This window comes from Carboxydothermus islandicus, assembly GCF_001950325.1.
Lineage (GTDB): Bacteria > Bacillota > Z-2901 > Carboxydothermales > Carboxydothermaceae > Carboxydothermus > Carboxydothermus islandicus.
Map to the genome: position 1 here is coordinate 51,944 of NZ_BDJL01000125.1, position 13,051 is coordinate 64,994.

A 13,051-nucleotide genomic window follows, 5' to 3' on the forward strand; every position below is an offset into this window, starting at 1 on the left:
GAATTCAATCCCTGGAAAATGAAGTAGGAGTAAAACTGTTTGAGCGGTCAAATAAAGGGGTACGTCTTACAAAAGCTGGAGAAGTTTTTTACCAGAAAGTTCAGGATATTATTGATAAAATCCACGAAGCATATGAGTTAGCCAGAGATGCGGGAGGGGAAAGTAAAGGAAAACTCTACATCGGAGCTACCCTGACTATTGGTGAGTATGTTCTTCCCAAGCTTTTAGCGTATTTTTATAAACTGTATCCTGAGATTGAAATGCGGGTGAAGATTGCCAATACCGACACTATTTATCACGAATTGGTGGAAAAAACTATTGATATTGGACTCATTGAGGGACCTATAGATGATAATGATTTTAAAGTGGAAAAGTTTTGGGAAGACGAGTTAGTAGTTGTAGTGCCTTATCATCATATCTGGGGCAGCAAAGAAAAACTGCCGGTAGCGGAATTGTTGAAAGAACGGATAATTTTACGGGAAGAAGGTTCAGGAACGAGAAAGGTGCTGGAAATGGCCTTAAAGGAACTGGGGCTTAATCTTAATGACTTAAACGTCACCATGGAGTTTAGCAGTACGCAAGCTATCAAGGAAGTTGTGGCAGCAGGCTTGGGTGTGACCATAATTTCCGAACTTACCGTGCGGCGGGATTGTGATTTGAGAATGTTTAAGAAACTAAGTATACTGGAAGCACCAATTAGAAGGCCTTTATCCTTTGTTTTGACGAAAAGCACTGCCCATGAGAAGCAAAAACAACTATTTATCAATCTTTTAAGAAATAATGAACTTGTAGCTAAGCTTATAAGCCAGGACATTTGCGATTACGTTCAACCTGTTTAGACCGGGGTTAAATCCCGGTCTTTTTCTTTGCAGGAGTTTTTATAGTTTGTAGGGAATAAGTAATAAAGGTAGAAAAAGGTCTGTCCCTAAATATATGCTTAAAGTAGTAAGATAGGGACTGTCCCCAAAATTATACCTGGGAGGAAAAGGGATGAAAGTATGTGTAACGAAATGTGATAATTATCATTACCCGGAGGTAGAAGCGGCAGTAGCAGAAGTGTTTTCCGAGTTTGGTGGAATTGAAACGTTTATTAAGCCCGGGGAACGGGTTTTGGTTAAACCCAATATGCTGGAGGGGCTTCCGCCGGAGAGGGCGGTAACGACCCATCCGGAGGTAGTGCGGGCGGTGGTTCGTATGGTAAAAAAAGCCGGGGCTATTCCGCTGGTAGGGGACTCTCCGGGGACCGGTAATACCGAACGGGTAGCCGCCCGGTGCGGCATTGCCCGGGTGTGCCAGGAAGAAGGGGCAGAGTTGTTACCTTTTGCCGAAGCTAAAGATTATTCGTATCCTGAGGGGCGTACCGTAAAAAGGTTTACTCTGGCCAGGGAACTTTCCGAAGTAGATAAGGTTATTTCGGTGGCAAAAATGAAAACCCACTCGTTTATGGGGGTAACCGGTGCAGTAAAAAATTTATTTGGGTTTAACGTGGCAACTGCCAAAGCTCAATATCATTTACGGATGCAAAAAAGGGATGATTTTGCGGCCATGCTCTGCGACTTGGCTCTTTTAATAAAACCTGTGTTTTTCATTATCGATGGGGTAGTGGGGATGGAAGGAAATGGCCCCCGCAACGGAACTCCCAAAAAAGCAGGGGTTATTATCGGTGGAGATAACGGCTTTGCGGTGGATATGGTGATGACACAAATGATGGGATTTGAGGCGGAAAAAATGCCGGTAGCCAGAGTAGCTTTAAACTGGGGCGTAGTGGTGCCGTTAAAGGAAATAGAAGTTACCGGCAGCGGGAAAGGTTTAACGTTTAATTTTGTTCCACCTAACAACATCGAGTCGTTGGACGGACGGATTCCTGCTTTTTTAGTTCGCTTCTTTCAAAACCAGTTTACCGCCCGGCCGGTAATGAACGAACGGTGCGTCGGTTGCGGTCGCTGTGCCCGGCACTGCCCGCCGAAAGCCATTAAAATTGAGAATCGACGGGCGGTGGTGGATTATAATAAGTGTATTCGCTGTTATTGCTGCCAGGAACTCTGCCCGGCCAATGCGGTGGAATTAAAAGAAGGATTTTTAATGCGGCTGTTTTCCCGGAAAAAGTAATAAAAGTCTGGCCTTCCGGAAACAATAAAGGAAAACGGGAGGCGGTTTTATGGCTTACGATGACCGGGTGTACCATATTATGGATAGTTTTATGCAGGGACTATTAAACCGGGAATCGGTAATACATATGCTGTCAGAGTTTTACGGCTATGAAATGGCTGATGAGATATTTAATAATTATTTTCACACCTTGGAAAATTTTGAGCCGTAGAGAATTTGCTCTCTACGGCTTTTTTAGGACTACAATACTTTATTTTCCTTTAAAACTTTTAGGGCCTGACTTAAGTCGTCCGGGGCTACAAGGATAATGGGACCGGTGCAACCCATACCGGTTTCGGCATAAATACCGTGTTTCCATAAAAGCTTCTGGGCATTTTCCAATTCTAAAACATCAATTCCGGCAATTTCTTTATCTACCGGTTTTTTCGGGGGCATTTTTACTTCTTCGACTGCTTCTTTTTTCTCTACAGGTTTTACTAGTTCAGGAAGTCCTGCTTTTTTAGCGGCAGCAATTTCTGCCTGAGCAACTTCTATAAGTCTACCCTGGGCCATGGTGGCGGCGTATTCAATAGCGCCGGCAATTACCGGTGCGCCTGAGGCCCTGGAAATGATATTAATTATTTTGTTAAAGCCTTCTCCTATTCCCGGACCGTAGCCGTAGCCTAAAGCTTCGTAACTACCTCCGGTGGTGTAGGCGGAGAAGATTTTAATTAAGAGGTTGCCGGTCAAGCTATCGCAAATCATGACGTCGGGAGTACCGGCAAGTAGGTCGTTACCCCGCATGACTACACCGCCGTCGGAGCGCTTTGATTCGGCAAAATCAATTTGGTAGCCGCGACTTTGGAGTTCTTTTAAAATTCTTTCTACCTGCCGGGCGCCGTCCACATTTAAAATTCCAACTTTAGGATTCTTAAGGCCGTAAGCTTTGGCAGCGGCAATGCCGTAGATTGCGTTTTTAACCATTCCTTCCACCCGGTCGGGGGAAGAGGTGCCGGTGGTTGTGGCAATAAACATTTTCCGGCCCTGAGCGGGGGTTACTACCAAACCTACAGTAGAGGTGCCGATGGGGAAGTTGTAATGCATCGTAACGGCCGCATTTAATTCACCGGAGTCTAACATTTTTTCCATTACCCGGTGGCCTTCTTTTTCATTGGTGACAACGACTTTAGTGAGCCTGGTTTCTACATCTTCCGGACCAATTACTACGACTTCAACATTGGTAAGGTTTTGGGCGGCCATTTCGGCACCTTTTAACACTTCAAGCACACCGTGTTCACTGCCCAGAAGGGTGATACCTACCCGGATGTTTTTAAGAGCTCGCCCGGTGGCAATAACATCCGCTGCTTCATTTAACACTTCCGCAATTAATTTTTTTACCTGCTCCATTTATTTTTACCCCCTTAGGAAAGAAGGCCTTTGGCCATTTCCCGTAAGTACTCGGCAACCATTTCCCGAATAGCTTCTTTTGTAAGGCCGGTAGTTTCTTCAGTCTTACCTGGGTTCTTTTCAATTAAAAGGGATAAACCGTCAAACAGGTTGGTCATCCGGGCAAGGAACAGACTACCCTTGCCAATAACCATGGCCGAAGAAATTTTGCCTTCCAAGAGAGCATCTCTAAAGAACCCAAGGGCCGGAACTCCGGAAGGAATATGACCTTGAGTGGGAGCAAAGCCTGGTAATCCGTGTTTTTGCACGAACGTGGGTATATCGGCCCGGCCAATCTCTCCTGCCATAACCGCCAGCGCGCCGATCATCTTGTAGTTAGCTTCCGGTACGTTGCCGGCGCCGGCCGGTTCGGTAAGTTCCGGGTTTTGCATTTCTACCGAATAGTAGTCAATTTCGGTGATTTTCCGTCCAAGTTTGGCCAGGGGTTCGGCAACCAGGGCTTTCATTACCTGTTGCGGGGAAGCACCGCTACCAATATTATGTTTGCCAATAACATCCAGGCGGATGATGGGGTTAAGGCCATCGTTTTCCGAGACCAGTACCGCAAAAGCTCCCAGCATGTCTTCTAAAACCGGCATTCCTTTATTAACGTGGTCTTTTCCGTTCATTCCGAGTTTGGCAACGGCACCGCCACCTACAACTACAACGTTTTTAAAGGTACCGGATTTTACCAGGGATGCAGCCTGCAAAAGGGCGTGGGCAGGACCAGCACAAAAGCCGCGCACATCGGAGCCGTTGGCGTTTACCAAACCGGCAATTTCACCAATAGCTTTAGCAAAGTTACCGCCACCCCTTTGGTTCATGTCACCGCAGGCTTCTTCGGAACATTCGATAATGTAATCTACTTCCGCAGGATTTATTCCGGTATTGGCTAAAAGATGGAGGACTGCTAAAATGCCCGATGCTTTTACCACAAGGTTTTCTAACATAATATGGGCCGATAAATTTTCGTCAATTTCATGGGCCTGCCGCACGCAACCTACTAATTTTTCCCCAAGGTATAAACCTTCCGCTGTGTGGGAGGCTACTAACTTTTCAATTTCCCCCAGGGGTTTGGCGTTTGTAAGGCGGGCAAGCAGTTGTTCGTTAATCAGCTTATGTTTGGCAAGTTTTTCCTTGACCTCTTCCTGAAAACTTTCTTCCAGGATAACGAGGTCAAAGGCGTCGGCTATTTTTAAGAGTCCGTAAAATTCGTCTTCCGGCATGATTTCACCGTACTTGCCAAAACGGGAAGCTCCATTAATGGAGTTTGGATACCAGGGACGGGGAATGGTTTTTAACTCCTCAAGACTGATATTACCGATGTATGCCTGGTTTGGGGCGTAAGCTACAGCATCGTCATACTTCCGTAAATGTTCGGGAAGTTTTTTCAGGTATTCAGAGTCAGGGTTTTTTAGCCTTTCAACCGTCTGGGTGGTTCCGTTGTGGTACAAAAGGTTGGGGGCATGAATGAGGCACTGGCCAACACCTTTTAAGACCGGCATAATTATAACCTCCATTTGTCAAAATTATTTTTGTATCTTAAGTCCGGATAATGGGCTTGCTTTCTAAATTTTGGGGAGCAGGCTTATGACCTGCTCCCGGGATTTTTTATTCAAATACCGTTTGGCCTTCTATTTCGGTGGTAAGAGCCTTTAATGCTTTTTCCACGAGTTTTCTTCTTAAGGCTTTTTCCTCATCCGCCGGGAGGGCAGGATTGCCGAGGGGGTGAGGAATAGCAATGGTTGGAACGATCCGGTTAGCCCCAACGGTTTTACTGATGGGGACGATGGTGCACATGTGAACTACGGGAATACCGGCCCGTTCAATTTCCTTGACCATCGCTGCACCGCAGCGAGTGCAGGTACCTCAGGTGGAGGTAAGAATGACCGCATCCACTCCGGCAGCTTTTAAATCGGCAGCGATAGCCTGACCGAATTTAGCAGCATTGGCCACAGAAGTACCGTTACCGACGGTAGCATAGTAGTAATCGTGCAGCTTTCCGATTTTGCCTTCTGCTTCCAGTTCCCTTAAAACGTCGACCGGTAAAACCCGGTCGGCGTCTTGGTTGGCGTAAACCGGGTCATAACCGCCGTGAGCCGTCTCAAAGGTATCGCCGGTTAAGTCTTTTACACCAGCGATAGAGTATTTACCGAACTTTGAAGCTGACGACGATTCAATCCGGTCGGGATTGCCCCTGGGAACAATACCGCCGGAGGTTACCAGAGCTATGGTAGCGTTGCTAAGGTCTCTTATGGCGGGATTGGGAGGAACCCGGTCAAAAGCAGGCATAGGAAGTTCGGTGGTAAAGTTTTCACCCTTAATCTTGGCGATAAGCATATCTACCGCCCGCTTGGCTCCTCTTTCTTTCGCAAAGTAATTTTTCCGAATTCCCCGGGCAATGTAGCCTTCCTGTTCGGGAGTACCGATTTCTTCTTTCTTTAAGAGCTTAAGACCCAGAGCGGCCATTTTTGGGATGGCGTTCCGCATACCAATGGCCGAATCGGCGGTAGCTATGATGTAAACGGATTTTTTATACATTTCGACCCCGGGATTTTCCGGATACATGCCGGTTACCGCAGGGATCCCAAGATTTTTTACTACCGCTTCGGCAACCGCCCCGCAGGCGGTACCGTAGCGGCCGGCGTTAAAAGCGGGACCGGCAACCACCAGGTCAGGATTATATTCCTTGATCATTGATAGAATTTGCTTAAGGGCTTCTTCCATATTTTCGGCAAAATAGCTATCCCCGCAGATAACGGTACCGACAACTTCCGCTTCTCCTTTAAAAGCTCCATTTAAGGCAGTACCGGGTCCCACCGGACCGTCTTTTTTCAGTGGAACGGTATCTGCTTTTTCTTCGCCGCCTATTTGACCGAAAAACTGGTTTAAGTAATGGACTACACGGAATTTAGCCACAAAATTACCTCCTTTGCCAAGCAAGGACTAATACTTGCTTCCCTCTTCTCGCATTTTGGATACTTCGGCGGCTAAGGCATCAACATCTAAAACCATTTCCATCATGGCTGCCTGCTCTTCATAAACGGCTGGATCAATTTCAGCCCTAATCTCGGGTTCTAAAATGTGATAAACCTTGAGTCCCAACGAGACTCCTGCTAATGGACCTGCAAAAGTGGGATCGCCCAGAGTTACGGTTTCTGCAGCCAGTGATGCGGTATCGGGTTCGGCTGCTCCTAAAAGGACAACGATATTTTCACCGCCGAGTTCTTCAGCAAGTTCCTTAATACGGGCCTGGTTTTGCAGGTCCATGGTGCCGGCAGCAGTTCAGACGAAACACTCGGTGGTAGCAAATACCACTTCCGCACCGGCACTCTTGGCGCATTCAGCTATAGCGGGACCGGGGACACCGTCACGGTCGCCTACAGCAATGACTTTTTTACCGGCCAAAATTGCCATACTAAAACTCCTCCTTTAGTTTTTATAGTAGGGACAGCAATCACGGTGTTTAGTGGTCTGTCGTTAGTGGTTGAGATTTTCCCACCACCAACCTCCTACCGCAATAATGTGGTCGGTGGTAAGTCGTTGGTGGTCAGCATAAAGAATTTTTTACTTACCACTTACCACTTATCACTTACCACTTACTACGATTAATATCCTTTTGCGGATAGTTTATTGAAGCCAACTTCCGAGGTAGCACCGGTTATTGCTTGAATTTCAACTTCGATGCTGCCATCGGGCCGTAGTGACCCGGCAAAACCTCCGGCAATAACGTTGACAACTTCCACATGGCCAATGACAGTATCTAACTTGGGTAGCACAATGGTTTCGTTGGCGTTACCGGCGGTAACCACGGCATTGGCTTCTGGAGTGGTGTCGGCCAGCGATTGGGAGCTACCATCGCGTCCGGCATATTCGTCGGTAATCAGCACCGTTTTAATACCTTTTTGTTCTAACTTCCGGCAGTTCATAACCAGATCGGCATCGGGGTTACCAAAACCTTCCTCGGAAATAATTGCTGCATCAATGCCGAGCATTTCAGCAAGCTTAGCGGTGTAGCTGGAGGAACGTTCTTTATCGGCTAAAGTAACGTTTTCGTTGGTGATAATAACGCCAACAAAGTTTATATCCTTGCCGTGACGGGCAAATAATTCTTCAATTACCGGGTTATTCATGTGCACGTAAGTAGTGTTTTTGTCACAGGCCGAAACACAGTTACCGCTAACGATAGCACCGTCAAATACTTCGGTAGGGGAGATGAGGGTCGGTAAAATGTGCTTGGCATCTACCCCGTAAACGTAAGTATCATGCAGTAAACCCTGAGTTTGGAGCATGTAAACATAAGCTACTTTTGGAAGTCCGGGATACTTTGAAGCGGCTTCTAAGAGCGGTACCACTTCATAAGTTACCTCTTCATCGGGGGTAATGTTTTTACCAGCTTCCCCAAGGTAGGCAGCGGCTTTAAGTCCTGCTAACCGAACTACACTTTCATGCTCATGCTGAGAAAGGCCTTCAACCGGTTCAATTTTAACTACAACGTTATAGGTTTTGGAAAAAGGAGTATACTCGGCTCCAGGACCGGTCATGTCAATGATCCCTTCCTGGAATCCTACAATCTTTCCAGTAGTGACCACTGCAGTACCTTTTAAAACGTGGGTCCGGCCGCTGCCCACCATCTCTACCTTACCGAGAAAACCGGGAAAAATATTTCCTGGGCCTTCCACCTTCACCCGGGGTTCAATGACATCTTTTACCGGTACGATTCGTACCGATTCGCCCGGGCGTGCCAGGAAAACCTCAACGGAACTAATCCGATTATCCTCTTTCAATAAGGATGTTAATTCGTCTTTATTAACGTAAAGAACTCCGTTTTCAACCCGGGTACTGGGGCCAAATTCCAGGCCTTTAATGTTAATTTTCCCAAGGGTAAGCCGCATTTTATCCCTCCTTAGCCGATAATGGCACGAATTTTTTCTTCAATTTCCTCGCGGCCAAAATTACCTTGTAGCTGGTCTACAAGTTCGCCGTTTTTGTAAAACTGGAAGGTAGGAAGGCTCATTACTTTAAGCTGAATAGCCAGCCTCCGGTTTTCGGCAGTGTTTAATTTGGTAAACTTCATTTTACCCGCATAGATTTCCGCCAATTCTTCCACTACCGGCATTAAACCCATGCACGGTACGCAACGGGGACCCCAGAAGTCCACCAGAACCGGAAGCTCGCTTTTTAAAACTTCTTCTTCAAAATTGTCTTTGTTTAGTTCAATTACATTTCCCGCCATGTTTATCACCTCCTTTACCCGGTACATTCTTCAATGTATTTTTCCGCATGGTAAGCGGCGATAGCACCATCAGCAGCGGCGGTTACTACCTGCCGCAAGAGTTTCTGACGGACATCGCCGGCGGCGTAGATTCCGGGAATGTTGGTGCGCATGTTTTCATCGGTAATAATGTACCCCTGTTCGTCCATGTTTACTAAGCCTTTGACAAACTCGGTATTGGGCTTAAGGCCGACATAGATAAAGATGCCGTCAATTTCCCTTTCAAAAACTTCAGCGGTGACCACGTTTTTTAAGCGCACTTTTTCCACAACGTCGGTACCGATAATTTCTTCCACCACGGTGTTCCAGAGAATTTCCAGCTTTTCGTTGGCAAAGGCTCTTTCCTGGAGAACTTTGGTGGCTCTCAAGGTATCGCGGCGATGGACAAGGGTTACTTTATTCGCAAATTTGGTAAGATAACAGGCTTCTTCTACTGCCGAGTCGCCACCCCCTACAACCATGACATTGGCACCTTCGTAAAAAGCGGCGTCGCAGGTAGCGCAGTAGGAAACCCCCCGAGCTCTAAATTCTAACTCTCCCGGACAGCCAAGGAGTTTAGGTGCAGCACCTGAAGCGATAATTACCACTTTCGCAATAAAGTCACCTTTGGTGGTTTTGACGATCCGGTCAGCCCCCGAAAGCTCAATTCCCTTTACTTCGGCCAAAAGTTTTTTGGCACCAAAGCGCTTTGCCTGTTCCTCCATTTGGGCGGTGAGCTCAGGACCGGAAATCCCATGAGCAAACCCAGGATAGTTTTCGATTTCATCGGTTGTGGCAGCCTGTCCGCCGGTGGAAAGCTTTTCAATATAAAGGGTGGAAAGCTTACTCCGGGCGCTGTAAAGAGCGGCAGAAAGTCCAGCAGGACCGGCGCCGATGATGATTACATCGTATCTCTCCATACGATATTCCTCCTTTTAAAGGGAAAAGTTATAAATTAAAGTTTTAAACTTATTTAATAAGACCCACGCTGTAAAGAAAACTTTTAAAAAAATCCAGGTCTATCACAGCAAAATCTTCCAAAAAAAGCTCGATTTTCTTGGGACGAGGCCGTTTTTCTAAAAATTCTTTGGTTTTTAAATAGCTAATTTCAGCCGTTAGGATGGAATCGTAATCGGATTCTTGCTCAAGCTTTTCTAAAACTACGGTTTTATAAGGTGTTTGATTTGGTTTAATACTGCCGGTCAAAGGGTGGGTTAAAAGTTTATGGCCTGAATGACAGAGATCACGAACTTTTGCTAATACATCTTCGGTATAGCCCTCCACCCAGACAATCGTAAAGCGGGGTTCCAAGTTAAATCTTTGAATATAGTCTTTGACTTTCGGGTTATTTGTAATCACCAGCATGAAAAATTCCTCCTAAAAGAAAAACAGAGGCCGAATAACTTTTCCGGCCTCTGTCCCTAAAACCTGAGAGATTCCCGAGTTCAAAGCTTCGGGTTTCTCCTTCGGTGCCGCATTTTGCGGGCTCTCCAGAGTTCCGTCCGGTGGCGGTCCTTTTGCCTGAGAGTTTCGGTTGCCCTTGCTCCTTCGGCGCCCCATTCGGGGTCTCTCCCGCAACCTTCATACGGAAAATTACATTATTAATTTTGGGGGGATGGAAGAAAAATATGCAGGGGGAGAATGAAAAATTTTGCTTAACTTTTCAATTTCTATTATATACATTCGTGATAATTTACACAAGTCCTGCTCCAAAAATTTAATTTTTTCGACAAATTTAGAAGTTTTTATCTTGCGAAAATTAAGAAAATGGCGAATATATGAAAAAACATTTATTTTTAATGTGACAAAAAGTGCATATAAAGGGGTTTGTATACCAATGCAGTATACAGCTTAATTTACTTAAAATTAACAATATTTTTTTTATGGGTTAATAATAATAAGAGGAAAATTAAGAGGAAAAAAGAATAAAATTAATAAGCTCGGGAAAAAGTGGGGTGAGAGGATGGCAGGAAACCTTATCGAAGGCCTGGAAGGGACGGCCAGAACTACCGTTTCTCTGGAAAAGACGGCCAAGGTAGTTGGGAGTGGGAGTTTAGAAGTTTTTGCCACTCCAATGATGGTAGCTTTAATGGAAGAAGCGGCGGTAAATGCTGTTGCTTCTGCCTTATCCCCGGAAGAAACTACCGTGGGTACAAAAATTGAAGTTTCTCACATAAAAGCTTCGCCCGTCGGTGCTCTGGTTGAAGCTAAAGCTAAGTTGATTTCGGTTGAAGGGCGAAAACTTACGTTTTTGGTGGAAGCTTTTGATGAGCAGGGGAAAATAGGGGAAGGACGGCATGAAAGGGTACGGGTGAACATTGAGAAATTTTTAGAGAAGGTCGGTAGAAAAGAAAATTAAAAAGTATTAAAGAAAGAAAAAGCTAAAGAAAGTAACTACATTAACATGTGCGGAAAATTAAAAAATTTCAAAATTTATGCAGGATTTTTGTTTCTTGAAGAGAATAATTTTATAATTGATGCTCAAAATAGTTTAGCAAAGGTTATTTAAATACAAAAAAATTTAAGGGAAAGGAAGGGAAAGGGCATGAAAAGCGATATCGAAATTGCCCAGGAGGCAAAGTTAGAGCCCATAGTAAAAATAGCGGAAAAGTTAGGGCTCACCGAAGATGACATTGAACTGTATGGCAAGTACAAGGCAAAAATTGCTGCTCACGTTTGGGACAGGATCAAGGACCGTCCCGACGGCAAATTGATTTTGGTAACAGCAATTAACCCAACACCCGCCGGGGAAGGAAAAACTACAACAACCGTTGGTCTGGGGGATGCTTTGTCTCGCTTAGGAAAGAAAACTGTTATTGCCTTGCGGGAACCATCCTTAGGTCCAAGCTTTGGGGTGAAGGGTGGTGCTGCCGGTGGAGGTTATGCTCAGGTCGTGCCGATGGAAGATATTAACCTCCATTTTACCGGAGACCTGCACGCAATTACTACGGCGCATAACCTTTTAGCAGCGATGATTGATAACCACATTCATCAAGGAAACGAATTGGGGATTGACCCCAGGAGAGTTGTTTGGCGCCGGGTGGTAGACTTAAACGACCGGGCTCTTAGAAAGGTAGTAATCGGTCTTGGCGGTCCGGCTCAAGGGGTACCCCGGGAAACGGGCTTTGATATTACCGTTGCTTCCGAGATTATGGCTATCCTTTGCTTAGCATCGGACCTCATGGACTTAAAAGAGAGATTTAACCGGATATTAATTGGTTATACATACGACCAAAAGCCGGTTTATGCCAGAGATTTGAAAGCCGCTGGAGCAATGACTGTTTTAATGAAAGATGCAATTAAACCTAATTTAGTGCAAACCTTGGAACACACTCCGGCTTTCGTGCATGGCGGTCCGTTTGCTAATATTGCTCATGGTACTAACTCTATTTTGGCCGATAAGATTGCCTTGAAGCTTGCAGATTATGTGGTAACCGAAGCTGGCTTTGGTGCTGACCTGGGTGCTGAGAAATTCTTTAACGTAGTTTGCCGGTTTGCCGGGTTTAAACCTTCGGCAGTAGTTATCGTGGCAACGGTTCGGGCCTTAAAATACAACGGTGGTGTACCGCGGGCCGAACTCAATAAAGAAAACCTTGAAGCCTTAGAAAAAGGTTTTGCTAACCTTGAAAAACATATTGAAAATATCGGTAAGTTTGGTTTACCGGCGGTAGTTGCCATTAACCGCTTCCCCACCGACACCGAAGCCGAGCTCAACAAGCTCCGGGAGCTCATTGAAGCTACAGGTGCTGAGTTTGCTTTATCGGAAGTTTGGGCCAAGGGCGGTGAAGGTGGAATCGAATTAGCTCAAAAGGTGCTTAAAGTGCTCGAAGAAAAACCTGCTAACTTCCGCTACCTCTACGATCTCGAAATGCCGATTAAGCAGAAGATTGAAACCATTGCCCGGGAAATTTACGGTGCCGATGGGGTTGTCTTTACCGCAGATGCGGAAAAGACCCTGGCCAAGTTTGAAGAAATGGGCTTTGGCAATATGCCGGTTATTATGGCCAAAACTCAGTACTCCTTATCCGATGACCCGAACAAACTTGGAAGACCGACCGGCTTTACCATTACGGTACGGGAGCTCCGGGCGTCTGTGGGAGCGGGCTTTATCGTGGCCATTACCGGCGATATCATGACTATGCCTGGGCTTCCCAAACGACCGGCAGCAGAGGTCATTGATATCGATGCTGACGGTAAAATTACCGGCTTATTCTAAGGGGGCTAAAGGGGGAGAAATCCCCCTTTTTCCTTATTATACAAAGG

15 protein-coding genes and 2 riboswitches are annotated in these 13,051 nt (G+C 45.9%); of the genes, 7 read left to right on the forward strand and 8 right to left on the reverse strand.

Going from position 1 to position 13,051, the window contains the following annotated elements; all coding sequences use genetic code 11:
• The 3 genes from ciss_RS10300 to ciss_RS13395 form a co-directional block, all read left to right on the forward strand.
• A partial coding sequence (locus ciss_RS10300) for a LysR family transcriptional regulator (protein ID WP_077177560.1) occupies window positions 1–839 on the forward strand: 839 nt, incomplete at its 5' end.
• Between the two features lie 151 nt (window positions 840–990).
• Window positions 991–2,109: a DUF362 domain-containing protein gene (locus ciss_RS10305; RefSeq protein ID WP_075866212.1), complete on the forward strand. Its 1,119-nt coding sequence runs from the start codon at window positions 991–993 to the stop codon at window positions 2,107–2,109.
• Between the two features lie 49 nt (window positions 2,110–2,158).
• Window positions 2,159–2,320, forward strand: coding sequence for a hypothetical protein (locus ciss_RS13395; RefSeq protein ID WP_166504019.1), 162 nt, complete (start codon window positions 2,159–2,161; stop codon window positions 2,318–2,320).
• Window positions 2,321–2,349: 29 nt separating this feature from the next.
• Here ciss_RS13395 and grdD read toward each other — a convergent pair whose 3' ends face one another.
• From grdD to grdA, 4 genes are all read right to left on the reverse strand, one after another.
• Window positions 2,350–3,495 carry a glycine/sarcosine/betaine reductase complex component C subunit alpha gene (gene grdD / locus ciss_RS10310; protein WP_075866213.1) on the reverse strand — a complete coding sequence of 382 codons (1,146 nt, stop codon included), beginning with the start codon at window positions 3,493–3,495 and terminating at the stop codon, window positions 2,350–2,352.
• A 14-nt stretch (window positions 3,496–3,509) separates the two neighbouring features.
• Complete coding sequence (gene grdC / locus ciss_RS10315; RefSeq protein ID WP_075866214.1) at window positions 3,510–5,039, reverse strand: glycine/sarcosine/betaine reductase complex component C subunit beta; 1,530 nt, start codon at window positions 5,037–5,039, stop codon at window positions 3,510–3,512.
• Between the two features lie 106 nt (window positions 5,040–5,145).
• A complete protein-coding gene (gene grdB, locus ciss_RS10320) occupies window positions 5,146–6,453 on the reverse strand; it encodes a glycine reductase complex selenoprotein B (RefSeq protein WP_077177555.1) in 1,308 nt (435 codons plus the stop codon).
• A 27-nt stretch (window positions 6,454–6,480) separates the two neighbouring features.
• Window positions 6,481–6,885 (reverse strand): glycine/sarcosine/betaine reductase complex selenoprotein A, encoded by a 405-nt coding sequence (gene grdA / locus ciss_RS10325; RefSeq protein ID WP_268874221.1) that lies wholly within the window; start codon window positions 6,883–6,885, stop codon window positions 6,481–6,483.
• On the opposite strand from grdA, the gene ciss_RS13710 reads away from it, so the two are divergent.
• Window positions 6,806–6,970, forward strand: coding sequence for a hypothetical protein (locus ciss_RS13710; RefSeq protein WP_268874222.1), 165 nt, complete (start codon window positions 6,806–6,808; stop codon window positions 6,968–6,970). The two genes, grdA and ciss_RS13710, sit on opposite strands and share 80 nt — an antisense overlap.
• Window positions 6,971–6,996: 26 nt before the next feature.
• Window positions 6,997–7,146 carry a hypothetical protein gene (locus tag ciss_RS13495; RefSeq protein ID WP_201787795.1) on the forward strand — a complete coding sequence of 50 codons (150 nt, stop codon included), beginning with the start codon at window positions 6,997–6,999 and terminating at the stop codon, window positions 7,144–7,146.
• Here ciss_RS13495 and ciss_RS10335 read toward each other — a convergent pair.
• The 4 genes from ciss_RS10335 to ciss_RS10350 are packed head-to-tail and all read right to left on the reverse strand — an operon-like array spanning window position 7,143 to window position 10,153.
• On the reverse strand, window positions 7,143–8,429 hold the full coding sequence (locus ciss_RS10335) for a glycine/sarcosine/betaine reductase component B subunit (RefSeq protein WP_075866216.1): 1,287 nt from the start codon (window positions 8,427–8,429) through the stop codon (window positions 7,143–7,145). The two genes, ciss_RS13495 and ciss_RS10335, sit on opposite strands and share 4 nt — an antisense overlap.
• A gap of 11 nt (window positions 8,430–8,440) precedes the next feature.
• Window positions 8,441–8,770 carry a thioredoxin family protein gene (locus ciss_RS10340; RefSeq protein ID WP_075866217.1) on the reverse strand — a complete coding sequence of 110 codons (330 nt, stop codon included), beginning with the start codon at window positions 8,768–8,770 and terminating at the stop codon, window positions 8,441–8,443.
• A gap of 14 nt (window positions 8,771–8,784) precedes the next feature.
• Complete coding sequence (gene trxB, locus ciss_RS10345) at window positions 8,785–9,708, reverse strand: thioredoxin-disulfide reductase (protein ID WP_075866218.1); 924 nt, start codon at window positions 9,706–9,708, stop codon at window positions 8,785–8,787.
• A 49-nt stretch (window positions 9,709–9,757) separates the two neighbouring features.
• Window positions 9,758–10,153, reverse strand: a complete 396-nt coding sequence (locus tag ciss_RS10350) for a GrdX family protein (RefSeq protein WP_075866219.1) — start codon at window positions 10,151–10,153, stop codon at window positions 9,758–9,760.
• A gap of 40 nt (window positions 10,154–10,193) precedes the next feature.
• A riboswitch (glycine riboswitch) is annotated at window positions 10,194–10,287 on the reverse strand.
• Window positions 10,288–10,373: riboswitch (glycine riboswitch) on the reverse strand.
• Window positions 10,374–10,751: 378 nt separating this feature from the next.
• Between ciss_RS10350 and ciss_RS10355 the strand changes: the two genes are divergently transcribed.
• On the forward strand, window positions 10,752–11,147 hold the full coding sequence (locus ciss_RS10355) for a thioesterase family protein (protein ID WP_075866220.1): 396 nt from the start codon (window positions 10,752–10,754) through the stop codon (window positions 11,145–11,147).
• A 186-nt stretch (window positions 11,148–11,333) separates the two neighbouring features.
• Entirely contained in the window at window positions 11,334–13,004 is a 1,671-nt protein-coding gene (locus tag ciss_RS10360) for a formate--tetrahydrofolate ligase (protein ID WP_075866221.1), read from the forward strand.
• Window positions 13,005–13,051: the final 47 nt, after the last annotated feature.